We start from the raw sequence: 24,237 nt of genomic DNA, 5'->3' as shown, positions 1-24,237 counted from the left end.
TTAATAGTGAATGTATGGTTGTGAACTATAAAGCTAGTTTTTGTGTTTAATGTGGTTTTATTTGCTAATAAATTGTTCAAATAGAGTTAAATGTATTCGTTTGTTACACATTTTGTAACATTTTGAATTTCTAATTGATAATTTTGTCGCGTACCCTTCGCCTGCAATTTGAACATTTTTGTCACAATTGCATAGGAATCACTACAAGGAGGGAACTGATGAGTTCATCAGCTTCAATAAAAAACAACTCGCCAAAGAAACCTATTTTACCCGTTTTCTCGATGGTGTTGAGTATTTGGGGAATCTATTACCCCACCCGATCACTCTTTTCGCAATCTTCTGTGTCGCAATCTTAGTGACTTCTGGTATCGCAGGATACTTTGAAGTGTCTGTTATGGACCCTCGTCCAGAAGGTGCTCCTGGTCGTGCTGCTGACGGCATGATCCACGTTGTAAGCTTACTTAATGCTGAAGGCTTACAACTTATCGTAACTAATTTAGTTAAAAACTTTGTTGGCTTTGCGCCATTAGGTACTGTGCTAGTTGCAATGCTAGGTGTAGCGATTGCTGAGCACTCAGGTCTACTATCTGCTGCGATGCGTGGCATGGTAATGGGCGCATCTAAGCGCATGGTTACTGTAACTGTGGTATTTGCAGGTATCATTTCTAACACGGCTTCTGAGCTAGGTTACGTGGTACTGATTCCACTTGCAGCAATGCTTTTCCATTCTTTAGGTCGTCACCCTCTTGCTGGTCTAGCGGCAGCATTCGCGGGTGTATCTGGTGGTTACTCTGCAAACCTTCTAATCGGTACGGTTGACCCACTGCTTTCTGGTATTACAGAAACAGCTGCACAAATGATCGACCCGACTTACAGCGTTGGTCCTGAATCAAACTGGTACTTCATGTTTGTTTCTACTTTCTTCATCGCAATTACGGGTGCATTCGTAACGGAGAAGATTGTTGAACCAAAACTGGGTAAATACAACGACGAAGAAGCGTCTGAAGATTTATCAAACGATACAATGGGCAAGCTAACAGATGTGGAGAAGAAAGGTCTTAAGCTAGCTGGTATCGCAGTTCTAGCAGTATCAGCTCTTCTTGCTTGGACAATTGTTCCTGAAGACGGTGTTCTGCGTTCTGCAGCTGGTACGGTTTCTGGTTCTCCATTCCTGAAAAGTATTGTAGCGTTCATCTTCGTATTCTTCGCAGTTCCTGGTTTCGTTTACGGTAAAGTTACCGGCACAATGAAAACTGACCGCGACGTTATCGATGCAATGTCTAAGTCTATGTCTTCTATGGGCATGTACATCGTACTTGTATTCTTCGCTGCTCAGTTTGTTGCTTTCTTCAAGTGGACTAACTTCGGTCAAGTATTCGCAGTAGCGGGCGCAAGCTTCCTACAAGACATCGGCCTAACAGGTCCAATGTTGTTCTTCGCATTTATCCTAATGTGTGGCTTCATTAACCTGATGATCGGTTCAGCTTCTGCTCAGTGGGCAGTAACAGCACCTATCTTTGTTCCAATGCTGATGCTTGTTGGTTACGCACCAGAAACGATTCAAGCGGCTTACCGTATCGGTGACTCAACAACGAACATCATTACGCCAATGATGAGCTACTTCGGTCTTATCCTTGCTGTAGCGACTCGTTACATGAAGAACCTAGGTATCGGTACTCTGATTGCGACTATGCTTCCATACTCAATCGTATTCTTGGTGGGTTGGAGCTTAATGTTCTACGTGTGGGTTTTCGTATTTGGTCTACCAGTTGGCCCAGGTGCAGCAACGTACTACACGCCATAGAATCTAATCATTGTTTTATGATTACACCGAAAGCCTGCACATTGTGCGGGCTTTTTCTTTATTGGAAGATAGCGGTTACAAGCCCGCAAAACGGTAGGTTAACCCAACCTCCAGCGACCACCCTACATCCCTTTGGATGAGAGGGCTGTTCGAGTCGTGATGAGTCAATTCCATTTTGCTAATACCAATCCATCGTGGTGTAAATTCATAGAGCCCAATGAGCCCAGCTTGATAAACAAAGGTAGCGCCTGCATCGAACTGATTTAGCCCTGAAGCAGAAGACTCGCGGCTAGAAATGCCGTAGAGGTGATTAGAGAGTTTTTTGTCACGATAATCGACTTCGAGGTAGGGGGTAATGGTTAATGGCTTTGCCCATGTTTCTAACGTTCTGCCTAAGTGGAGCTGAACTTCGTAGCCGTTATGCTCTGAGGTTACGTCGTGTAAGTAGGTAAGCCTAGCGCCTACGGTCCCCAGCGTTATCCCGAGCTCGCCATTGCCATCTCTGTTTTGAATGCCGTTGGGCAGGTCAACGAAGGTGTCTGACACTTCAGCGAAACGCCAGTTTCCAGATAGCCCGACAAAAGGTAGCAGTTGCCAGTTTGCTAAACTGCCATCAATAAAGCCTTTAGGACCAGAATAGAAGAGGTTGGGTGTCGCACCAAGTTGCGGGGTACTCTTGGTAGAAAAAACACTCTCACCGTAGGTGAGGCTACCGCCAACGATGCCATATTCTTGATTGGCGAAGGACAGTTGAGTGCTTCCTAAAGTGACGGACAGTGCTAAAGCGATACGACGAACCATAATCAATACTCCGTTATTGTAATAAATATCAAGAACGGAGTCGGTCGATTAAAATTTCACAGTGCTTACTGTTATTCAAAAGAGGCTCTTTCGGAGCTCTTTGAGGTAAAAGGAAGGATTAACGCTTCGCTAATAGTCGATCAAGGTGGTTGGCGAATTCACGACGGTCGGTTTGAGAAAGCGTGCTTGGGCCACCAGTCTGGATGCCACTTGAGCGCATGGTTTCCATAAAGTCACGAATGTTGAGGCGCGCTTTGATGGTCTCTTTAGTATACAGCTCCCCACGAGAGCTCAGAGCTAATGCGCCTTTAGTGATCACTTCGTCAGCCAGAGGAATGTCTGAAGTAATCACGAGATCGCCTTTCTCTGTGCGTTTTACTATTTCATTGTCGGCGATATCGAATCCGCTTGGCACTTGAATAGAGTGAATGTTGTTTCGCTTCGGTACAGGGACAACGTGATTCGCGATGAAGGTGCATTCAACACCGGTTCGCTCAGCTGCGCGTACGATGGTTTCTCGGATAACCTTAGGACAAGCGTCCGCATCAACCCATATCTTCATAGTGTTCTATTTCTCTGTTAGCTTATTTAACTGTCGATCTATTTATTTGTTAACTGAGCTTCTAGCGTGGCGACGCGAGCTGTAAGTTCCAGGATTTGTTTTTCTAGTTGACCAATGCGATCAAGTTCTGGCTCTTGTTGTGTTGCCACTTCGACTTTAGGAACACGGTTCGCGTTTTTCCAGCTTTTAATGGTCGTGATTAAGGCAGGCATGGGAACTGATGTACTCATACGAGCTTTTACTAGCGCAACGGTTGGCTCTTTGCCTTGTGCTTGCAGTCCTTCAAGCACGGATTTCAACTCTTCAGAAACATCTTTTGTCAGCATGTTGACCTCCATTTTTAGTCTTTGGTTATTTTACTCGCTCCGGTGACTGATAGCGAATCATAAAACATCCTATAGCGTGTGAGAGATCTCTTACAAACGCTGTGAGATAACGCGAATACTTCTCTAGAGAGATTGATGTGCATATGGTTAAGTTTTTGAATTTTAATTGTTTTATATAATTAACAACTTGGTTGAATTCAAAATGTGATGCAAATCTATTGTCCGAAATCCTAAATCGCGTAAATTAAACCTTGTCGGAAGGATTCTGACACGGAACAGGAAAGCACCAAGGAATTGGTTATCTTCAGGATGAAGATTTGGTTACTTAGGATTGAGTGATCAAGCATGGAGCGCAAGGACATTGTAGGGACACAGCCAGTTAACAGGAAGTTAGCTGCAACGGAATGACAATGGACACCTTTAGGATAAAGGGTTGGATTAGCATCAGGATGATGTAAAGGACACCGCTCACGGAACAAGTGATGTGCGCTAACTAGGATTGTTAGCTTTCAGGATGATTGGACACCGCTAGGACGGCGAAGTAAAGGAAAGAGCTGAAGGATTACAGCCACTATTATGGATGATGCATGGAGCATTAATTAGTAGCCGGACTGCTGCGAGTAAGACCCTAGCCCTGACACTTCGGTGTCGGGGCTTTTCTTTATCTGGACATTTCACCCATCTAGAGGCTCTTTATTTAGGAGCAATACATCTGCTTTTCTGCTAACGGTCAACACAAGGAGTGTTTTATGACGATAGCAACCTCAAGAACGCTGTTAGTACCTTATACCGAACAGCTACAGCATGACTTCATTAAGCTCAATTGCTGCCCGATTAATCGAGCAGAGATGAATGGGCCGCATTCTATCGCTTCTGCGAAGCAACTATTTCAAGAGATACTGCAAGACAATGTCGGCTTTTGCCGCGCCATTATCCATAACCAAACCCGTGAATATCTTGGGCATGTATTTATCTCATCAGAAGAAGGTAAGCACGAGTTAGGTTTTATCTTAGATAAAGAGTATTGGAATCAAGGTTTTGCTAGTGAGGTACTGAAACCTTTCTTTAATTTGGTGTGCTTTGAAGAGCGTTTAACCAATGTTTTCGCGACCGTTAATGTCGGTCATAATCCATCGATTAAGCTTTTAGAAAAACTCGGCTTTGTATTTAAAGAGACCAAACAAGATCAGTTTGGCCCCTATCATGAATATCGATACACCGCTTATTGCGACGTTACATTCTATGAGGCTGTAGCTCAAACCGCATAGAACGGAAACCTACCATGGTCAGTTTCCCTTTGTAACAGTCATCCCCTAACGCTGAAAACTCAAATTGGTAAATGGTGTGCCAACGCCAAATGGTCGTGAGTTCATGGCGCATCTTCAGTTTATGACCACTAAAAGCAACACTTAACAGCTGCAAGTCGAGCTCTTTACACTTTCTCGCAATGGCAGCTTTCGCAAGCTCAGATTGCCTGCGCTGCTGCCAAAACAGAAAGCAAAAGAAGCACAGAAACAAAATAGCCAATAAGTTATCTATCATTTAATCCATACTTCCTTTTACTTTTTCTTCCTATTTAACCTTAGCTATAAGCTGCTTTATTGAGGCTTATCAGTTAGTTGCTAAAGTATTACTGAGATTTAGTTGCTTGCTGTAACTCGATGAGTGCATTCGCCAATTCTGGCGATGGGTTTGAGTTCAACAGAGGTAAAAATACCATTCTCAGAGCTGGAATCATCACCAGATCAGCAAATAGCTGGTTGAATAGGTTTTGATTGCCCGTTTGTGCGAGGCGCAGCAAGAATTGTTCAGCAATTGCTGGATCTTGCAGAGCGTGCCAGCTTCGGCCTGCTAAACCAATTAATACTTCTTGGTGACTTAAACGTGGGCTCGCCAGAACTTGGTTAATCACAGCATTGGTGATGCTTGGCTCTGCACCCGATAGGGCACGCACTAGCGCAGACAATAAGAACAGGTCTGGTTCACTGCTGTTGATCTCGTTCTCTGCCATCTCTTGTAAACGTTGGGCTAGCTTGTCATTAATTTGCGTGTGTTCAAGCGCGCCTAATGTTGCGTAAAGCGGCTCAGACGGAAGCTTATTGAAGGCTTTACGGATTGCGACACCGTTTTGTTGGCTGCCGAGACGAGCACACATATCAGTGATGCCTTGTAGGCCAACGGTCTGCCAATTGTCCCAACCTAACTCGCCGGTGAAGTAGTGCTGAGCATGTTCATAGTATTGGCTAGTAGCAAGGTCTAATTCTGCTCTTACTTGGCTATGGAATACCGCCATTTTGTCTTCAGAAGGCTTGAAGGTGTATGGGTTGTTCGACAGCTTTTCTTGTTGCTCTTCGCTGATCTCACCGCTTAAACGGGTGCCCATCGCTTCTAATACGAACTTCAAAAAGTTACCTACATCGGCTTGGTTGAGTAGGCCTCGTTCATCCAGTTTGAATTTTAAGAACCAGATCCATGGCTGCTTCTGTTCATTCCAGTAGCTGATCGCTAAGTGAGCTTGTTTCTGAAGTGGAAATGGGTATGGCTGTTTCCCTTGCTCAACATCGGAGAATAAGGTGTTGTCTATTTTCTGGATACGACGACCGAGATCGTAGATATCGTATTGGCAACCGCTATTCTTCAATAACTGAGTGAGCGTGTGAATGGTTTCCATAGTAATAAGCTCCTAACTTTCTTTCCTCAATAGATGGTACTCTATGCCCCAATTTCAAGGTCACTAGATAAATAACTTGGTGAAAAATGACAGCTGCCACAAAGTTACCTCCATTACTTCAACAATTAGAACAACAAATGCGCCAATGCTCCCTGTGGAGTAGCGTTGCACCGTCGGATGAAGCTCTAGCGAGCGTTGAACCTTTTGCTATCGATTCACTGCAACCCGAAGAGTGGCTACAGTGGATCTTCATCGTCAAGATTAATGCGATGATTGATGCGCAAATGCCTTTACCTAAGGGGTTTGCTATTCATCCATATTTTGGTGAAGTGTGGAAAAATGAGGCAGACAAAGCTGAGCTACTAGTGACGATTCAAAGCATTGATGAGGTATGCGCCTAATGTTAGAGATCATTTATCAAGATGAGTACTTTGTCGCGGTAAATAAGCCTGCAGGAATGCTGGTGCACCGCTCATGGCTAGATAAACACGAGACTCAATTTGTGATGCAGACTTTGCGTGACCAAATTGGTCAACACGTGTTCCCATTGCACCGTTTAGATAGGCCGACTTCTGGCGTATTGGTGTTCGCACTCTCAAGTGAAGTTGCTTCTGAGGTGATGCCGATGTTCGCTAACCATGAGATGCAAAAGACTTATCATGCAATTGTTCGAGGCTGGATTGAAGAGGGCGACACGCTTGATTACGCACTTAAAGTCGAACTAGACAAGATTGCAGATAAGTTTGCAAAAGAGGACAAGGAAGCACAAGAAGCCGTGACGGCTTATGAACCTTTGGCAAAAGTGGAAGTACCCTATTCTACAGGGCGTTTTCCAACGAGCCGCTACTGCTTGGTTGAGATGTTGCCGAAGACAGGCCGTAAACATCAGCTGCGCCGTCATATGGCTCACCTAAGACACCCAATTGTTGGTGATACTTCGCATGGTGATGGCAAGCATAACCGCTTGTTCCGTGAAAACTTGGATTCACACCGTTTGTTACTGCACGCTTCAGAGCTGCGTTTTGTCCACCCTTTCACTAAAGAAGAGTTGGTGATGAAGGCAAGCCTCGATGAAACTTGGCTACAGTTATTTGAAGCCTTTGAGTGGGATACAAATTTAGTCGATGCGCAAGCACGGTCGTCTAAATAAAAGTTCGTTAAAACAAAGGGCTGATAGTGATATCAGCCCTTTTTACTGTCTGTATAATCTAAGCAGAACAACTAACGATGGTCATTAGTCGCCTAGCATCGGGATCATTTTAGTTTTTCTAGATCCGCTTCGATCTCAGCGATCTTACTAGACACAACCTTCTCCAAATGGCGTAGGTCGGTCAGGATCTTCTGTTTTACATCCGTCTCAGTGGTTGGCGTAGGTTTGGTGATTTTATTAAGCTCATCAATCACAAGCGTGAGGTTGCGGTTAATCTCAGTTACTTCTTTGTATTGATTATTGCCACCGCTAACAAGCACACTTTTTACTTGTCGTGGGTACTTAAACTTAACGCTTTTCGCGAACAGCTCGCCTTTCTGCTTACGAAAATAAATCTTCAGGATATCTTTGTGTGCTTCTTGGCGAAGGGAGTAACGTTCAATCTGTTTAGGCTCGTGGATACCTAAGCCAGTGAGGTTTGGATACATAAGCGACCTCTAGTTTATGAATGTAATACTTTTATGTAATTGACTTAATCAATGTAGCAGCCTAACGACGAGCTAGATAGTTGATATCTGTGAATTGATTGTAAGTTGTGGGCAAGATCGCTCTCTATCTTTGCCCACACTTATTTGGTTATTCAACCAGCGAGTTGTGCTCCATTCGTGTTCTAAGGCGCAAGCTCCGAAACATGCTCGGTTAGCCTCTCTCTGAGCGCCTGTTCTTGCTCTTCAGAAAGTCGTCCACCTGTGTCACTGGTCAGAATAAACAGATCCTCTGCACGTTCGCCAATGGTAGTAATTTTAGCGCCATGCAGATTAATACCCAGCTCTGCGAAGGTTGCACCAACTTGTGCCAGTAGCCCTGGAGTATCAAGCGCTCTTAGTTCCATCAAGGTGCGTTTTTTACTCTTGGTTGGTAAGAACTCAACCAGAGTTTTTACCTTAAAGTGCTGTAAGTTCCGTGGGGTGCGACGTGTCTTAATCTTCGTTGGACGGCCATCTGCCAAAACATGGGTCAGATGTTTTGCAACAGCTTTATGTCTTGCTTCGTCAATCGCCTTTCCATGCTGGTCTAGCACGATAAAGGTATCCAGAACATGACCATCTTTGCTCGCCATAACCTGAGCGTCATGAACGTTGAAGTTACGTCTGTCGAGCTCGGCAACCACGGTGGCGAATAGTGCCGCTTGGTCTTTGCAGTAAACAAATACTTCTGTTCCGCCTCGTGTCGCTTTTTTGCTGATCAAAACCAAAGGCTGACTTGGATCTTCCAGGCGTAGTAGATGTTCACAATGCCATGCAATCTGCTTGTGGGTATGGCGCAAGAAGTAATCGGCTTTGAAACGTTGCCACAACACTTCAATCTCACGAGCGGTGAAACCTTCTTTACGCAGCAGTGCGGATGCCATTTGTTGGTTGTGACGAATACGGTCTCGAACGTCGACCGGGTTTTCCAAGCCGCGACGCAGTGCACGCTGAGTTGAGTGGAATAACTCTGCGAGTAGAGTTCGTTTCCAACTGTTCCATAGCTCTGGGTTGGTTGCGCAGATGTCGGCGACGGTTAAGCAAACCAGCAGCTCTAGTGATTCTTCGTCACGCACCTTTTTTGCGAATTCGGTTATCACATCTGGGTCGTAGATATCGCGACGTTGAGCAGTAACAGACATTAACAAGTGGTTTTGTACTAGCCATGCCACTTGCTTGGCTTCTGGTTTCGATAAGCCATGCTCAATACAGAAAGAGTACGCTTCTACCGCACCAATCTCTGAGTGATCACCACCACGACCTTTACCGATGTCGTGGAAGATAGCGGCTAGGATCAGCAGCTCTTTCTTTTGTACTCGTGGGTAGACTTCACAACAGATAGGGTGCTTGTCGTGGTTTTCAATTTGACCAAAGCGATTGATGTGTTTGAGCAGTCGAATACTGTGCTCATCCACGGTATAAACATGGAACAGGTCGAATTGCATCTGGCCGACGATCTGGCTCCACTGCGGTAGATACGCTGAAAGCACGCCCAATTTGTGCATCAAGCTAAACGCTTTGTGCAATGCATTGGGGTGGCGAACCAGAGACATAAACTTCTCACGCGCTTCTGGGATAGTATGCAGGAAGCGGTTAAGCCTGCGACGTGCCGTACGCAGTTGTCGTAATGTTGGAGGGCTAACGCCTTCGATGGAAGAGTCATTGGCGATATGGATAAACATATCGAGAATGGTTTCCGGCCTCGCCTGGAATAGGGCTGGCTTGCGTGCTTCTATCAATGAGCCTCGGCGTTGGAAGTCATTATCGAGAATTTCAGCTTCTTCTGTCTCACCACCATTAATGATTGCTTGGTCGAATAGCTTGAGTAGCATTTTGTTGAGCTCTGCTACGCGGCGAAGGGTTCGATAAAACTCCTTCATCATCATTTCGACACCGCGGTTACCTTCACCCGTATAGCCAAGGTGTTCAGCGACTTGTGCCTGATGGGCAAACGTCAGGCGATTGTCGTAGCGGCGCAGCTCAATATGCAGTGCGAAGCGAACGCGCCATAAGAAGTCTTGGCATTCTACGAGCTCACGATACTCGGCATCGGTGAGGAAGCCGTACTTGCTCATTTCAAGTAGAGAAGTCGCACCGAAGTGGCGGCGTGCAACCCAGCTCAGAGTATGGATGTCCCTGAGCCCGCCTGGCGTCGATTTGATGTCGGGTTCAAGGTTGTAAGTGGTATCGTGATAGCGCGCATGACGCTCTCTCTGTTCTTGAATCTTTGCCTTGTAGAAGGTCTCACTTGGCCAAAATGAATCGGAATGAATCTTCAGCTTAAGTTCTTGAAAGGTATCTTCACTGCCACATAGTAAGCGTGATTCTTGAAGGTTGGTTGCGACGGTCAGATCATCGATACCAATATCAATACATTCTGCAATGGTACGCACAGCGTGGCCAACTTCGAGCCTTAAATCCCACAGTAAGGTAATGAACTGACTGACTTTTTCACCGAGGGCTGGTGGTAGTGTTTTTTGAGATACGATTAAGATATCAATGTCCGAAAGCGGGTGTAATTCACCACGACCATAGCCACCCACAGCAACCAACGAGATATGAGGCAGGTTACTAAAACCAAAGTGCTCCCATAATCGTCTGAGCAACAAGTCCATGTATTCAGAGCGGAGCAATACCAAGTCCGTGACAGGATGATGGTTTAGAAATTCATTTTTTTGGTACTGCGTGAAGATCTCGAGCTGATTTTTTAATTCGCAGATTTCAATTTGTTCGTCATTGAACGTAAGAGGGCATTGATAAGGCATAGTCTGCTATCCGTGCAAGCAAATGAGAATATTAAACAATCTACCAGAAGCTGGTGGAAAATCGAAATTGAGCGGATAAAAAAATATCCTCGACAATGCGAGGATATTTTAAAGGTTTGATGCGTTTAGCTCAGTGAACTAAGCGTTTTTCATGATACGTGGAATTGTATCATCGCTACGCAGTGTTAGAACTTCACAACCCGTGTCTGTTACGACTAGTGTGTGCTCCCATTGAGCCGAGTTCTTGCTGTCTGCTGTGTACACTGTCCAGCTATCTTGATCATCAAGACGGCAGCCAAACTTGCCTGCGTTGATCATTGGCTCGATAGTGAAACACATGCCCGCTTTCAGTACTGTGCGATCGTTGTTTTTGTAGTGTACGACTTGTGGATCTTCGTGGAACTCAGAACCGATACCGTGACCACAGTAATCTTTAACAATAGAGAACTTCGCACGTGGGTTGTTCTTGTTGTTTGTTTTGATGTACTTCTCGATAGCGGTACCGATTTGGCCAAGTTGAACGCCTGGCTTAACTTGGCGCATACCTTCGTAAAGTGCTTCTTGAGCAACCATACATAGACGCTTGTTTGCTGGTGAAACTTCACCCACAAGGAACATCTTAGACGTGTCACCGTGGTAGCCTTGAGGACGAGTGCTTAGATCTGCATTTTCGTCGTCAGGGATGATCACCGTGATATCTACGTTAAGGATGTCGCCATCTTTAAGTACAGCAGGCTTAAATTGACCTGTGCTACCAGTTTCGTCTTGTGATGCCGGAATACCGTGACACACGATGTGGTTGATAGACGTACAGATAGACTTAGGGAAACCGTGGTAATCAAGTGGTGCTGAGTATGCGCCTCTTTCTAGAGCGTAGTCATGACAGATTTGGTTTAGCTCTTCTGTCGTCGTACCTACTTGGATGTGAGGTTCGATCATCTCTAGAATTTCAGCAGCCAGTTTGCCGGCGACGCGCATTTTTTCAATTTCTTCAGCAGTTTTAATTTTTACAGCCATTGCATATCTCTTAATTTGGTAGCACCTAAGTGTGCATATTGGGGCTATTCTATCAGTGCAGCAATTTAGCGCAACATTACCATGTCCGTACAATACTGGAGGATACTGTTAACGTGATTAAATAATGTTCGGCTAACAGATGCAGAAGTCGCTTGATATAGACACTATTTTATAGAGGAAATTTACTTTTAGAGATCAGTATAGCAGTCGCCATTTTTCGATTTTTTTCTAGCCATAGATAGACAAAATATGGTATAAAGCGCGCCGGACATCAGGACTGTTTTCTCCAACTGGCGAAATAGGCTTTGGTATCCACTAACTTATATCTTTAAATCACACACATTCCGTCACATGTTCCGGGGTGCTTCAACAACACAGATAACGGCTGAAAAGTGGTTAGTTGTTAGGGGTCGGATTCATGGGGGATGTGGAGGCCTAACCCCATAGAGGATTTTAAAATGGCAACTGTATCAATGCGCGATATGCTTAAAGCTGGTGTTCACTTCGGTCACCAAACTCGTTACTGGAACCCAAAAATGAAGCCATTCATCTTTGGTGCTCGTAACAAAGTACATATCATTAACCTAGAAAAAACTGTACCAATGTTCAACGAAGCTCTAGCAGAAATCGCTAAAGTTGGTGAGAAGAAAGGTAAAGTTCTTTTCGTTGGTACTAAGCGCGCTGCATCTGAAGCTGTTAAAGAAGCTGCTGTAAACAGCAACCAGTTCTACGTTAACAACCGCTGGTTAGGCGGTATGCTAACGAACTACAAAACTGTTCGTCAGTCTATCAAGCGTCTGAAAGAACTTGAAGCGCAAGCTCAAGACGGTACTTTCGACAAGCTAACTAAGAAAGAAGCTCTAATGCGCACTCGTGAAATGGAGAAGCTAGAGAAGTCTCTTGGTGGTATCAAGAACATGGGCGGCCTACCAGACGCTCTATTCGTAATCGATGCTGATCACGAACACATCGCAGTTAAAGAAGCAAACAACCTAGGTATCCCAGTTTACGCTGTAGTTGATACTAACTCTAACCCAGACGGCGTTGACTTCGTTATCCCAGGTAACGACGATGCAATCCGTGCAGTACAGCTTTACCTAAACGCTGCTGCAGACGCGGTTAAAGAAGGTCGTAACAAAGACGTTGCTGCTGTAGCTGCTGAAAAAGATGGTTTTGTAGAAGCTGAATAATAGCGGCTCTGAATCACGCTTGGCTTAGCTAATATAGATTTTGAAATCTTTATTAAATGTAAGCTAAGTTATAGTTAGATCGGGGGCCTCATTTTGGCCCCTGATTTTTACCTTATTTTCGAATCAACCGAGGAATAGAGAATGGCAACTGTAACTGCTGCTCTAGTTAAAGAACTTCGCGAGCGCACTGGCGCTGGCATGATGGAATGTAAGAAAGCGCTTGTAGAAGCAAACGCTGACATCGAACTAGCAATTGAAAACATGCGTAAATCTGGCGCAGCGAAAGCAGCTAAGAAAGCTGGTAACGTTGCTGCTGAAGGCGCAATCATCATCAAAGAAGAGAACGGTGTAGCTGTTCTTCTTGAAGTTAACTGCCAAACTGACTTCGTAGCAAAAGATGCTAGCTTCACTGCGTTTGCAGAAGAAGTTGCAGCTGCAGCAGTAGCTTCTAAAGCTTCTGTAGAAGAGCTACAAGCACAGTTCGAAGAAACTCGCGTTGCTCTAGTTGCTAAAATCGGCGAAAACATCAACATCCGTCGCGTAGCTTACGTTGAAGGTGCTGCACTAGCTTCTTACCGTCACGGTGAGAAAATCGGTGTTGTTGTAGCTGGTGAAGGCGAAGCTGAAACTCTTAAGCACGTTGCTATGCACGTTGCAGCTTCTCGTCCTGAGTTTGTTAACCCAGAAGACGTACCAGCAGACGTAGTTGCTAAAGAGAAAGAAGTTCAAGTTGAAATCGCTATGAACGAAGGCAAGCCTCAAGAGATCGCTGAGAAAATGGTTATCGGCCGTATGAAGAAATTCACGGGCGAAATCTCTCTAACAGGTCAAGCTTTCATCATGGAACCTAAGAAAACTGTTGGCGAAATCCTTAAAGAAAAAGGCGCTGCAGTATCTAACTTCGTACGTCTAGAAGTTGGTGAAGGTATCGAGAAAGCTGCTGAAATGAGCTTCGCTGACGAAGTTGCAGCGGTACAAAAAGGTTAATCCTTAGCGTATTGTTTGAAAAAAGACCGTGGCAAATGCTGCGGTCTTTTTATGAATAGTGAACTATTTTTGAAGGCAACGTTAGTGGTTATGAATGCAAACTGACTTACTCAGTTTTTATCCATGACTGTTAATCATCAACTCTTTGGAAGGTAAACTCCATGACTACGAACCCTAAACCAGCGTATCAACGTATTCTGTTAAAACTTAGCGGTGAAGCGCTACAAGGCGAAGAAGGTTTTGGTATTGACCCAACGATCCTTGATCGTATGGCTCAAGAAGTAAAAGAATTGGTTGAACTAGGCGTTCAAGTTGGTGTTGTTATCGGTGGCGGTAACTTGTTCCGTGGTGCTGGTCTTGCTGAAGCTGGCATGAACCGCGTTGTTGGTGACCACATGGGTATGCTTGCAACAGTAATGAACGGCCTTGCTATGCGTGACGCGCTGCACCGTGCTTACGTAAACGCACGTGTAATGTCTGCAATTCCTCTAAAAGGCGTGTGTGACGATTACAACTGGGCAGATGCAATCAGCCAACTACGTCAAGGTCGCGTTGTGATCTTCTCTGCTGGTACTGGTAACCCATTCTTCACTACTGACTCTGCTGCATGTCTACGTGGTATCGAAATCGAAGCTGACGTAGTTCTAAAAGCGACAAAAGTAGATGGTGTATTTACTGCTGACCCAGTAGCAAACCCAGACGCAGAGCTGTATGATACTTTGTCTTACAACACAGTTCTTGAGAAAGAGCTTAAAGTAATGGACTTGGCTGCATTTACGCTAGCACGTGATCACAAAATGCCAATCCGTGTATTTAACATGAATAAGCCAGGCGCACTACGTCGCGTGGTTATGGGTGAAACTGAAGGTACATTAATCAGCGACGCTGACTAATTTTTCGGGCTTACTGGGGGCTATACTCTGGTAAGCTTTATCCTTATCACTCCAAATAAAAAGCTTTCTTGAAGAAAGAACATAATCAAGGTGAAATTGTGATTAACGAAATCAAAAAAGACGCTCAAGAGCGCATGGAAAAAAGTGTTGATGCACTAAGAAACAGCCTGCAAAAGATTCGTACAGGTCGTGCACACCCAAGCCTACTTTCTGGCCTTACAGTAGAGTACTACGGTGCACCAACGCCTTTGACTCAAGTTGCTAACGTTATTGCTGAAGACGCACGTACTCTAGCAATCACAGTGTTTGATAAAACGCTAACGCCTCTAGTTGAAAAAGCGATCATGACATCTGACCTAGGTCTAAACCCTATGTCTGCGGGTACGGTTATCCGTGTTCCACTTCCACCGCTAACAGAAGAGCGTCGTAAAGACCTAGTTAAAATCGTTCGTGGCGAAGCTGAAGGTGGCCGTGTTGCTATCCGTAACATCCGTCGTGACGCGAATGGCGATCTAAAAGCACTTCTTAAAGATAAAGAAATCTCTGAAGATGAAGATCGTAAAGCACAAGACGAAATTCAAAAGCTAACTGACGCTGCGGTTAAGAACGTAGACGAAGTTCTAGCAACTAAAGAAAAAGAGTTGATGGAAGTTTAATTTTCCATATTCTTTTCTTTCCGGAAAAACGCTGTACTCACTGTTCAGCGTTTTTTTATGCTACTCTGTTCGACTATTAGAATTTGATTCACTCTTTTATGCATAATTCTCAAGCGTTCACAGACTCTCTTCCTAAACACATTGCTGTCATTATGGACGGTAATGGTCGCTGGGCAAAAGCTCAGGGCAAGCCTCGCGTCTTTGGTCATAAAAACGGTGTTCAAGCCGTTCGCAAAACCATCTCTTCTGCTGCCAGACTCGGCATCAAAGCCGTTACACTTTTCGCATTCAGTAGCGAGAACTGGCGCCGACCAGAGGAAGAAGTGGGTATTTTGATGGAACTCTTTATCTCCGTGCTTTCAAGTGAAGTGAAAAAGCTCCATAAAAATAATCTACAACTTCGTGTTATTGGTGATAAAAGTCGTTTCAATGATCGACTACAAAAGAAAATCGAAGAAGCGGAAGCTTTGACTAGCACCAATACCGGTATGGTTATCAATATCGCTGCGAACTACGGTGGTAAGTGGGATATTCAGCAAGCGATGACTTCTATCGCTCAACAGGTAAAGTCTGGCGATATTAATGTAGAAGACATTGATGAAGCTATGATTACACAGCACCTGACGATGGCGGATATTCCAGAAGTTGATCTACTGATCCGTACCAGTGGTGAATGCCGCATTAGTAACTTCATGCTTTGGCAGTTGGCTTACGCCGAAATGTACTTTACTGAACAATTCTGGCCAGACTTTAATGAAGACAGCTTAGTAGAAGCTGTGACTTGGTTTGTAAACCGTGAGCGCCGTTTTGGCTGCACCGGTGAGCAGATTAAAGCTCTGATGGACAGTTAATAAGGATTTTTTGGTTTGAAACAACGAATTATTACGGCGTTGATTTTAGCTCCCCTAGTTATTCTAGGAATTTTCGAGTTATCACTTCCTACGTTTATCCTTTCATTAGCGGTTATCTCGCTATTGGGTTACTGGGAGTGGACTCAATTTGTTGAAAGCAAATCGCGTTATTTAGCGTTGATTCCAACGGTTGTGGTAAGTGCTGCAAGTTTTGCTTTTATCCCTTTTGATGCATTTAGCCTAAATAACTTATCGAGTGCTCACTACGCCATTTTAACGATTGGTTCTATTTGGTGGGTAATTGCAAGCGGTATGGCAGTGACTTATCCGAAGTCTATGCCTGCATGGAAAGACTCATCGTTTCTTCGTCATGGTTTTGGTGTGCTAACTTTATTGCCATTCTTTTGGAGTGTGGTGATTTTGCGCGCTAACGGTATTGACGTGGATCCTTACCATGGCGCAAAACTCGTGATGTTTGTGTGTCTACTGGTGTGGGCTGCAGACAGTGGCGCTTACTTTGCTGGTAAGAGCTTCGGTAAGCGCAAAATGGCTCCGGCCGTTAGCCCGAACAAGACAATTGAAGGCCTGATTGGCGGTATCATCACCGCGGTGATTGTGGCTTGGATTTTTGCTGACTTGTTCAATATCCAATTCTCAAGCCCTCTACACATGATTGTGATTACGCTTGTGACCGTTGTTATCTCTGTTCTAGGTGACCTTGTTGAAAGCATGTTCAAGCGTGTTTCTGGGGTTAAAGACAGCAGTAATCTGATTCCTGGTCATGGTGGTATACTAGATAGAATCGATAGCTTAACGGCTGCATTCCCTGTCTTTGCTCTGCTTTACTTAGCATTCTAATTAAAAGGGCAGTGAATCTGCCCTTTATTACATTTCTACGGTCATATGTGATGCGAAATCTAACTATCCTAGGCGCAACTGGCTCAATTGGTGCAAGTACACTAAAAGTCGTTGAGCAAAACCCAGACCTTTATTCAGTCGTTGCACTGGCTGCTGGCTCGAATGTTGAAAAGATGCTGGCGTTAGTAGAAAAGTGGCAACCAAGCTATGTTGCTATGGCTTGTCCTGATGCTGCATCTCAGCTTGCTGACACCTTGTCTATCAATCACCCTAACGTCCAAGTACTCTCAGGCTCAGAAGGCATGTGCAAGGTTGCTTCATTGGGTGAAGTGGATACGGTGATGGCTGCGATTGTTGGCGCGGCAGGTCTGCTTCCTACTATGTCAGCAGTCAAAGCGGGCAAGCGTATTCTCCTAGCAAATAAAGAAGCCTTGGTGATGTCTGGACAGCTGTTTATCGATGCAGTGGAAAAGTACGGTGCTGAACTTCTTCCTGTAGATAGTGAACACAATGCTATCTTCCAATGCTTGCCGCAAAACGTCCAAACCAATCTAGGTCGCTGTGATTTAGAAGCCAATGGTATAAACCATATCCTACTAACGGGCTCTGGTGGTCCTTTCCGTTATACCGATGTTGCTGAGCTGGAATCAGTGACTCCTGAACGCGCTATCGCACACCCTAACTGGTCTATGGGGCCTAAGATCTCTGTCGACTCTGCGACTATGATGAATAAAGGTCTTGAGTACATTGAGGCGAAGTGGTTATTTAATGCGTCTCAAGAGCAGCTAAAGGTCATTATCCACCCTCAGTCTGTGATCCACTCTATGGTTCAGTACAAGGATGGTTCAGTACTTGCTCAAATGGGGGAACCGGATATGGCGACACCTATTGCATTGACGATGTCGTACCCTGAGCGTACTGAAGCGGGTGTTAAGCCGTTGGATTTTACCAAAGTCGGTGAGCTGACTTTCTTAGAGCCTGACTTTAACCGTTACCCATGTTTGAAATTAGCCATTGAAGCGTGTTACTTAGGTCAGCATGCAACGACAGCGATTAACGCAGCAAACGAAATTGCGGTCGACGCTTTCTTGAACAATCAGGTTAAATTTACCGATATTGCTGTCATTAACGAACATGTTATGAGCAAAGTATGTGAACAACATAACTCTGAAGGCTTAGATAGCTTGGAAAGCCTCCTTGAGCTAGATAATATGTCTCGTCAAATAGCCATTCAATTTATTAAAGAGCAGCTAGCATGAGTGGAATTCTGTGGAACTTCGCATCTTTTATTATAGCGCTTGGCATTCTGGTCGCGGTTCATGAGTTTGGACACTTCTGGGTTGCTCGTCGTTGCGGTGTAAAAGTTGAAAAATTCTCGATTGGTTTTGGTAAATCAATCTGGAGCAAAGTTGGTCGCGATGGTACGGAATACAGCTTGTCCGTGATTCCACTGGGCGGTTACGTAAAAATGCTCGACGGTCGTGTCGATGACCTATCAGAAGATGAGCAGCAGTACGCGTTTGATAAAAAGCCATTGTGGAAGCGAACCGCGATTGTCGGTGCTGGACCAGCGTTTAACTTCATCTTTGCTGTGTTCGCATATTGGTTAGTATTTTTGATTGGTGTGCCTGCGGTTAAGCCCGTGATTGGTGAGGTAACACCACAATCTATTGCTGCACAAGCCGGAATTGAAACTGGAATGGAACTTAAATCTATTTCGGGAATCAAAACCGCAGATTGGGAATCAGTCAATATGGGTTTGATATCGCATATTGGTGATCAATCGATGACGGTAACGGTGTCTTCGCAAGACGATATCGGCTTTGAGCAGCAATTGACGTTGGATATTTCAGACTGGTCGTTCAACCCAGAAACTGAATCTGCAATGACAACGCTTGGCTTTAGACCATATTCTCCAGAGGTCTCGACAGTACTAGCTCAAGTGATTGACGATGGCGCTGCTTATTCTGCTGGGCTAGAAGCGGGCGACCAAATTGTTGAAATTGATGGTCAACCAATTGAGCAGTGGCAATCAGTGGTTGAGTTAATTCGCTCAAACCCAATGACACCATTAGATGTTGTCGTATCAAGAAATGGCGGTGAGCAAGCACTCGTTATGACACCGAAAAGCCGTGAGCTTTCTGATGGTTCAACAATCGGCTATGCGGGTATTGCTCCGGAAGTCGCAGAATGGCCAGAAGATTATCGCTTTGAGTTACAATTTGGTGTAATTGAGTCTGTAGGAAAAGCATTTGATAAAACAGGTCAAATCATTGGTCTGACGCTTACTATGCTCAAGAAGCTCATCGTGGGTGATGTTGGCTTAAACAACTTAAGTGGCCCGATTTCAATTGCTAAAGGCGCAGGTACAACCGCCGATTACGGTTTGGTTTACTTCTTAGGCTTTTTGGCTTTGATAAGTGTTAACTTGGGTATTATTAATTTGGTTCCGCTGCCTATGCTTGATGGCGGACATTTGCTCTTTTTCGCTATTGAGGCCGTTACTCGTAAACCAGTCCCTGAGAAAGTTCAGGAGATGGGTTACAGAGTGGGAGGGGCTATCCTCTTCTCTTTAATGGCTCTGGCAATATTTAACGATTTTACTCGTCTGTGAATGGTTTCTCACAGGCATTGGTAGTAGCAAGGAATAATTAGAATAAGTATGGCGATTAAGCAAATTCTGTTCGCAAGTCTATTAGCCACCAGTGTGGCGGCGAACGGAGCACAAAACTTTGTAGTTCAAGATATCAAGATCGAAGGTTTACAGCGTGTTGCACTTGGTGCAGCTCTACTGAAAATGCCAGTACGTATTGGCGATGAAGTAGATGAAAGCGATGTTTCTGAGATCATCCGTGCATTGTACGCTTCGGGTAACTTTGAAGACGTTAAAGTCCTTCGCGATGAAGGTGTATTGATTGTTCAAGTGAAAGAACGACCAACCATCGCAAGTATCTCTTTCTCGGGCAATAAAGCGATTAAAGAAGAACAACTTCAGCAGAACCTAGATGCATCAGGTGTTCGTGAGGGTGAAGCTCTTGACCGTACTACGCTAAGTAATATTGAGAAAGGTCTTGAGGACTTTTACTACAGTGTTGGTAAGTACAACGCGACAGTAAAAGCGGTTGTAACACCTCTGCCACGTAACCGTTCTGACCTTAAATTTGTATTTACTGAAGGCGTTTCCGCTAAGATTCAGCAAATTAACTTTATCGGTAACGAAGTGTTTACTGATGCTGAACTGCTTAGCCGCTTCAATCTCAATGTAGATGTGGCCTGGTGGAATTTCCTAGCGGATGAAAAATATCAGAAGCAAGTACTGGCTGGTGATATCGAAGCGCTTAAATCTTACTACCTTGACCGTGGTTACTTGAAGTTCAAGGTTGACTCTACGCAGGTAGCGATTTCTCCGGATAAGAAAGGTGTTTACATCACACTCGGCCTAGACGAAGGCGAAGCTTATACGGTTAAAGACGTGTCGTTCCGTGGTGAGCTTATTGGTCGCGAAGCTGATTTTGAAGCACTTGTTCCATTTGAAGATGGTGATACTTACAACGGCTCTTCTGTAACTTCACTAGAAGAAGGCGTTAAACGTATTCTTGGTGAATCAGGTTATGCGTACCCACAAGTTCGTACGATTCCTGAGTTCAATGACGAGACCAAAGAAGTTTCACTGGTTATCAACGTAGAAGCGGGTAGCCGTATTTACGTGCGTGATATTCGTTTTACAGGTAACAACTCGACAAAAGATGAAGTGCTACGTCGTGAAATGCGTCAAATGGAAGGCAGCTGGCTTAACTCTAAATCGATTGATACCGGTAAGAGCCGTCTTAACCGTCTAGGTTTCTTCGAAACTGTCGATGTACAAACCGTTCGTGTTCCAGGCAGCGAAGACCAAGTTGATTTGGTTTACAACGTTAAAGAAGCAAACTCAGGTAGTATCAACTTTGGTGTCGGCTACGGTACTGAATCTGGTGTGAGTTTCCAAGTTGGCCTTCAACAAGACAACTTTGCGGGCTCCGGTAACCGTGTTGGCGTAAGTGCCATGATGAACGATTACCAAAAAAACGTGAGCTTAGACTACCGTGACCCATACTGGAACCTAGATGGTGTGAGCTTAGGCGGTAAGATCTTCTACAACGAGTTTGAAGCATCTGAAGCGGGTATCGTCGACTATACCAACCAAAGTTATGGTACGAGTTTAACCTGGGGTTTCCCTATGGATGAGCTGAACCGCATTGAGTTCGGTGTTGGCTATACGCACAACAAGATCGGTAACGTACCGACTTATATCCAGGTTGAACAGTTTGCGAGAAGTATCGACCAATACGGTGACGAGCACATCTTAACTGATGACTTCGATATCAATATTTCTTGGACGCGTAACAATTTGAACCGTGGTTTCTTCCCAACAGAAGGTAACCACCAACGTGCTTTCGCTAAAATGACGGTACCTGGCTCTGATGCTCAGTACTTCAAAATGCAGTACGATGTAAAACATTACATCCCGCTGACCAAAAAGCATGAGTTCACACTATTGATGCGTGGCCGATTAGGCTATGGTAATGGTTATGGTCAAACGGATGGTAACGATAACTTGTTCCCATTCTACGAGAACTACTATGCGGGTGGTTTTACAACCCTACGTGGTTTTGGCTCTAACTCGGCAGGTCCGAAAGCCGTTTACGGAAGCAGCACTGGCAACAACCCTACCTACGACACCGCTACGGATGATTCAGTAGGTGGTAACGCGGTTGCTTTGGCAAGTTTAGAGCTAATCGTACCTACGCCGTTTGCTTCTGATGAAGCTCGTAGCCAAATTCGTACTAGTGTCTTCTTCGACATGGCAAGTGTTTGGGATACCGAGTTCGTAGACCGTGGCGCACCTAACAGTGGCAGCCAGTACTACTACGATTACTCTGATCCAACGAATTACCGTTCATCTTATGGTGCAGCCCTTCAATGGATGTCACCGATGGGCCCACTGGTTTTCTCTCTAGCGAAACCAATTAAAATTTACGAAGGTGATGATGAGGAATTCTTCACATTCACCATTGGTAGAACTTTCTAATATTTAAAGGACAATATTTTGAAAAATATGATTAAAGCAGCAGGTTTAGGCCTTGTAGTTCTTAGCTCTTCTTTCTTTGCAACAGCTGCTGAAGCTGCGCAAAAAGTGGGTTATGTAAACACTGCACAAGTATTCCAGGCTCTACCTCAGCGTGAAGTTGTTCTTCAAAAAATGCAGGAAGAGTTCAAAGACAAAGCGGCTGAGCTGCAAAGTATTCAAGCGGAAGCTAAGACTAAGATTGAAAAGCTTAAGCGTGATGGCGAGCTACTAGGTCCAGACGAAGTTGAGAAGCTTCGTATCGAAGTTGGTCAACTAGACAGCAAGTACAAAATCAAAGCTCAAGCTCTAGAAAAAGCAAGCCAACGTCGTGAAGCACAAGAGAAGCAGAAGCTATTCAAAGTGATTCAAGATGCTGTAACGAAAGTTGCAGAGAAAGAAGGCTACGACATGATCGTTGATATTCAAGCGCTACAATACGGCAAGCCTGAATACAACATCTCTGAGAAAGTAATTAAAGAACTAAAATAAGTTTTATGAAGACACTGACTTTAGCCGAATTGGCAACCATTATCGGGGGGGAGCTACATGGAGACGGTACTGTAACCGTTTCTGCTGTTGCTCCTATGGATAAAGCGCAAGAAGGTAACATTACGTTCCTTTCTAACGTTAAGTACAGCAAGCACCTAGGTGACTGTAAAGCATCAGCGATTATGGTTAAAGAGAGTGAGCGCGAACTGTGTAAGACTAACGTGATTGTGGTCAGTGACCCTTACGTTGCTTTTGCTAAGGTTGCTCAAGCGCTTGATACTACTCCAGCACCGGCTGCGGATATTGCTGATTCAGCTTCGATTGCGAGCGATGCAACACTTGGGCAAAATGTGTCTATTGGTGCGAACGCTGTGATTGAGTCTGGTGTTGTTCTTGGTAACGATGTGATCATCGGTGCGGGTTGCTTTATCGGTAAAAACGCCAAGATTGGCGCTGGCACTAAGCTGTGGGCTAACGTAAGCATTTATCATGAAGTGGTAATTGGTGAAGCTTGTTTGGTTCAATCAAGTACTGTGATTGGTTCTGATGGCTTTGGCTACGCGAACGAGAAAGGCGAGTGGGTTAAGATCCCTCAAGTCGGTTCTGTTCGCATTGGTAATCGCGTAGAGATCGGTGCGTGTACCACGATCGACCGTGGTGCGTTAGATGATACCGTTATTGAAGACAACGTTATCATTGATAACCAAATGCAAATCGCACACAACGTTCACATCGGATATGGTTCTGCTCTTGCGGGTGGTACTATCATCGCAGGCAGCACGACGATAGGTAAGTACTGTATTATTGGTGGCGGCACTGTAATCAATGGTCACATTGAAATCACTGACGGCGTTACGATTACCGGTATGGGAATGGTAATGCGCAGCATCACTGAGAAAGGCATGTACTCTTCGGGTATTCCTTTACAGCCAAATAAAGATTGGCGTAAAACAGCAACGCGTGTTCATCGTATTGATGAAATGAACAAGCGTTTGAAAACCGTTGAAAAACTTATCGAGAAGAGCGCGGAATCATAATTCCAGCATTTCTAATAAAAGGCTCGCGTACAGCGAGTCTTTTTCGTTTATAATCTTTCTAATTAAATAAAGAATACATATAGGAATACGACTTTGACTACTGAACAGACAACGATGAACATTACTGAAATTCAGGAACTATTACCTCATCGCTACCCATTCTTAATGGTTGATCGTGTGACTAGCTTTGAAAAAGAAAAAACACTGACTGCAATTAAGAATGTTTCTGTTAACGAGCCTCAGTTTACTGGCCACTTCCCTCAACTTCCTGTATTTCCAGGTGTGTTGATCCTAGAAGCGATGGCGCAAGCAACAGGCCTTCTTGCATTTAAATCTTTCGGTGCACCTTCTGGTAACGAGCTTTACTACTTCGCAAGTGTTGATAAAGCGAAATTCCGTAAGCCAGTAGTACCTGGTGACCAGCTGGTTATCGAAGTTGAATTCCTAAAAGAGCGTCGTGGTATCGCATCATTTAACGGCGTAGCGAAAGTTGACGGCGAAGTAGTATGTTCAGCTGAACTTAAATGTGCTCGTAGAGAGTTTTAA

23 protein-coding genes and 1 pseudogene are annotated in these 24,237 nt (G+C 44.6%); 16 read left to right on the top strand and 8 right to left on the bottom strand.

The features are described 5' to 3' along the window. The first annotated feature begins 218 nt into the window (after positions 1-218). Positions 219-1,804, top strand: a pseudogene (locus F0232_RS18545) (AbgT family transporter). A gap of 75 nt (positions 1,805-1,879) precedes the next feature. Here the strand turns inward: F0232_RS18545 and F0232_RS18540 are convergent. The 3 genes from F0232_RS18540 to F0232_RS18530 all read right to left on the bottom strand — a co-directional run bounded on the left by F0232_RS18540 (position 1,880) and on the right by F0232_RS18530 (position 3,493). Then, entirely contained in the window at positions 1,880-2,605 is a 726-nt protein-coding gene (locus F0232_RS18540; protein ID WP_105057495.1) for a MipA/OmpV family protein, read from the bottom strand. A 118-nt stretch (positions 2,606-2,723) separates the two neighbouring features. Further along, positions 2,724-3,167 carry a YaiI/YqxD family protein gene (locus tag F0232_RS18535; RefSeq protein ID WP_008222931.1) on the bottom strand — a complete coding sequence of 148 codons (444 nt, stop codon included), beginning with the start codon at positions 3,165-3,167 and terminating at the stop codon, positions 2,724-2,726. A gap of 38 nt (positions 3,168-3,205) precedes the next feature. Continuing rightward, positions 3,206-3,493, bottom strand: a complete 288-nt coding sequence (locus F0232_RS18530; protein ID WP_061032598.1) for a hypothetical protein — start codon at positions 3,491-3,493, stop codon at positions 3,206-3,208. 749 nt (positions 3,494-4,242) lie between these two features. Here F0232_RS18530 and F0232_RS18525 point away from each other — a divergent pair. Beyond that, positions 4,243-4,761 (top strand): GNAT family N-acetyltransferase, encoded by a 519-nt coding sequence (locus tag F0232_RS18525; protein ID WP_004738571.1) that lies wholly within the window; start codon positions 4,243-4,245, stop codon positions 4,759-4,761. Here F0232_RS18525 and F0232_RS18520 read toward each other — a convergent pair. Together F0232_RS18520 and F0232_RS18515 are read right to left on the bottom strand one after the other, a co-directional pair. After that, positions 4,727-5,035, bottom strand: a complete 309-nt coding sequence (locus F0232_RS18520; protein ID WP_032498839.1) for a DUF3301 domain-containing protein — start codon at positions 5,033-5,035, stop codon at positions 4,727-4,729. The two genes, F0232_RS18525 and F0232_RS18520, sit on opposite strands and share 35 nt — an antisense overlap. Positions 5,036-5,123: 88 nt before the next feature. Then, on the bottom strand, positions 5,124-6,164 hold the full coding sequence (locus tag F0232_RS18515) for a DUF3549 family protein (protein ID WP_105057494.1): 1,041 nt from the start codon (positions 6,162-6,164) through the stop codon (positions 5,124-5,126). Between the two features lie 86 nt (positions 6,165-6,250). On the opposite strand from F0232_RS18515, the gene F0232_RS18510 reads away from it, so the two are divergent. Next, positions 6,251-6,565, top strand: a complete 315-nt coding sequence (locus F0232_RS18510; protein ID WP_105057493.1) for a YqcC family protein — start codon at positions 6,251-6,253, stop codon at positions 6,563-6,565. Beyond that, complete coding sequence (truC, locus tag F0232_RS18505; protein WP_061032601.1) at positions 6,565-7,314, top strand: tRNA pseudouridine(65) synthase TruC; 750 nt, start codon at positions 6,565-6,567, stop codon at positions 7,312-7,314. The genes F0232_RS18510 and truC overlap by 1 nt, the downstream gene beginning before the upstream one ends. A 104-nt stretch (positions 7,315-7,418) precedes the next feature. Here truC and F0232_RS18500 read toward each other — a convergent pair whose 3' ends face one another. From F0232_RS18500 to map, 3 genes are all read right to left on the bottom strand, one after another. Then, entirely contained in the window at positions 7,419-7,802 is a 384-nt protein-coding gene (locus F0232_RS18500) for a DUF3461 family protein (protein WP_061032602.1), read from the bottom strand. 182 nt (positions 7,803-7,984) lie between these two features. Next, a complete protein-coding gene (gene glnD / locus F0232_RS18495; protein ID WP_105057492.1) occupies positions 7,985-10,606 on the bottom strand; it encodes a bifunctional uridylyltransferase/uridylyl-removing protein GlnD in 2,622 nt (873 codons plus the stop codon). A 138-nt stretch (positions 10,607-10,744) separates the two neighbouring features. Further along, the gene (map, locus tag F0232_RS18490; protein ID WP_008224626.1) at positions 10,745-11,623 is read right to left on the bottom strand and encodes a type I methionyl aminopeptidase; all 879 of its coding nucleotides are present in this window, start codon (positions 11,621-11,623) and stop codon (positions 10,745-10,747) included. 458 nt (positions 11,624-12,081) lie between these two features. Between map and rpsB the strand changes: the two genes are divergently transcribed. From rpsB to fabZ, 12 genes are all read left to right on the top strand, one after another. Further along, a complete protein-coding gene (rpsB, locus tag F0232_RS18485; RefSeq protein WP_032546326.1) occupies positions 12,082-12,813 on the top strand; it encodes a 30S ribosomal protein S2 in 732 nt (243 codons plus the stop codon). A gap of 141 nt (positions 12,814-12,954) precedes the next feature. Beyond that, positions 12,955-13,800, top strand: coding sequence for a translation elongation factor Ts (gene tsf / locus F0232_RS18480; RefSeq protein ID WP_017063361.1), 846 nt, complete (start codon positions 12,955-12,957; stop codon positions 13,798-13,800). 161 nt (positions 13,801-13,961) lie between these two features. Next, a complete protein-coding gene (pyrH, locus tag F0232_RS18475) occupies positions 13,962-14,693 on the top strand; it encodes a UMP kinase (RefSeq protein WP_004738586.1) in 732 nt (243 codons plus the stop codon). Between the two features lie 98 nt (positions 14,694-14,791). Then, positions 14,792-15,349: a ribosome recycling factor gene (gene frr / locus F0232_RS18470; protein WP_004738588.1), complete on the top strand. Its 558-nt coding sequence runs from the start codon at positions 14,792-14,794 to the stop codon at positions 15,347-15,349. Between the two features lie 98 nt (positions 15,350-15,447). Continuing rightward, positions 15,448-16,200, top strand: coding sequence for an isoprenyl transferase (locus F0232_RS18465; protein ID WP_004738590.1), 753 nt, complete (start codon positions 15,448-15,450; stop codon positions 16,198-16,200). A gap of 15 nt (positions 16,201-16,215) precedes the next feature. Next, positions 16,216-17,058, top strand: a complete 843-nt coding sequence (locus tag F0232_RS18460; protein WP_061032604.1) for a phosphatidate cytidylyltransferase — start codon at positions 16,216-16,218, stop codon at positions 17,056-17,058. A gap of 50 nt (positions 17,059-17,108) precedes the next feature. After that, on the top strand, positions 17,109-18,317 hold the full coding sequence (gene ispC / locus F0232_RS18455) for a 1-deoxy-D-xylulose-5-phosphate reductoisomerase (RefSeq protein WP_105057491.1): 1,209 nt from the start codon (positions 17,109-17,111) through the stop codon (positions 18,315-18,317). After that, positions 18,314-19,672 carry a sigma E protease regulator RseP gene (rseP, locus tag F0232_RS18450; RefSeq protein ID WP_105057490.1) on the top strand — a complete coding sequence of 453 codons (1,359 nt, stop codon included), beginning with the start codon at positions 18,314-18,316 and terminating at the stop codon, positions 19,670-19,672. The genes ispC and rseP overlap by 4 nt, the downstream gene beginning before the upstream one ends. 48 nt (positions 19,673-19,720) lie before the next feature. Next, positions 19,721-22,126, top strand: coding sequence for an outer membrane protein assembly factor BamA (bamA, locus tag F0232_RS18445; protein ID WP_105057489.1), 2,406 nt, complete (start codon positions 19,721-19,723; stop codon positions 22,124-22,126). A 27-nt stretch (positions 22,127-22,153) separates the two neighbouring features. Beyond that, complete coding sequence (locus tag F0232_RS18440; RefSeq protein WP_008224002.1) at positions 22,154-22,654, top strand: OmpH family outer membrane protein; 501 nt, start codon at positions 22,154-22,156, stop codon at positions 22,652-22,654. Positions 22,655-22,659: 5 nt separating this feature from the next. Then, entirely contained in the window at positions 22,660-23,691 is a 1,032-nt protein-coding gene (gene lpxD / locus F0232_RS18435; RefSeq protein ID WP_105057488.1) for a UDP-3-O-(3-hydroxymyristoyl)glucosamine N-acyltransferase, read from the top strand. Positions 23,692-23,784: 93 nt separating this feature from the next. Next, a complete protein-coding gene (fabZ, locus tag F0232_RS18430) occupies positions 23,785-24,237 on the top strand; it encodes a 3-hydroxyacyl-ACP dehydratase FabZ (protein ID WP_004738598.1) in 453 nt (150 codons plus the stop codon).

Origin of the sequence: Vibrio sp. T3Y01, from assembly GCF_013114525.1 — a bacterium.
In the GTDB taxonomy this organism is placed as follows: Bacteria; Pseudomonadota; Gammaproteobacteria; order Enterobacterales; family Vibrionaceae; genus Vibrio; species Vibrio chagasii_B.
This window is presented reverse-complemented; position numbering and strand designations above follow the sequence as displayed.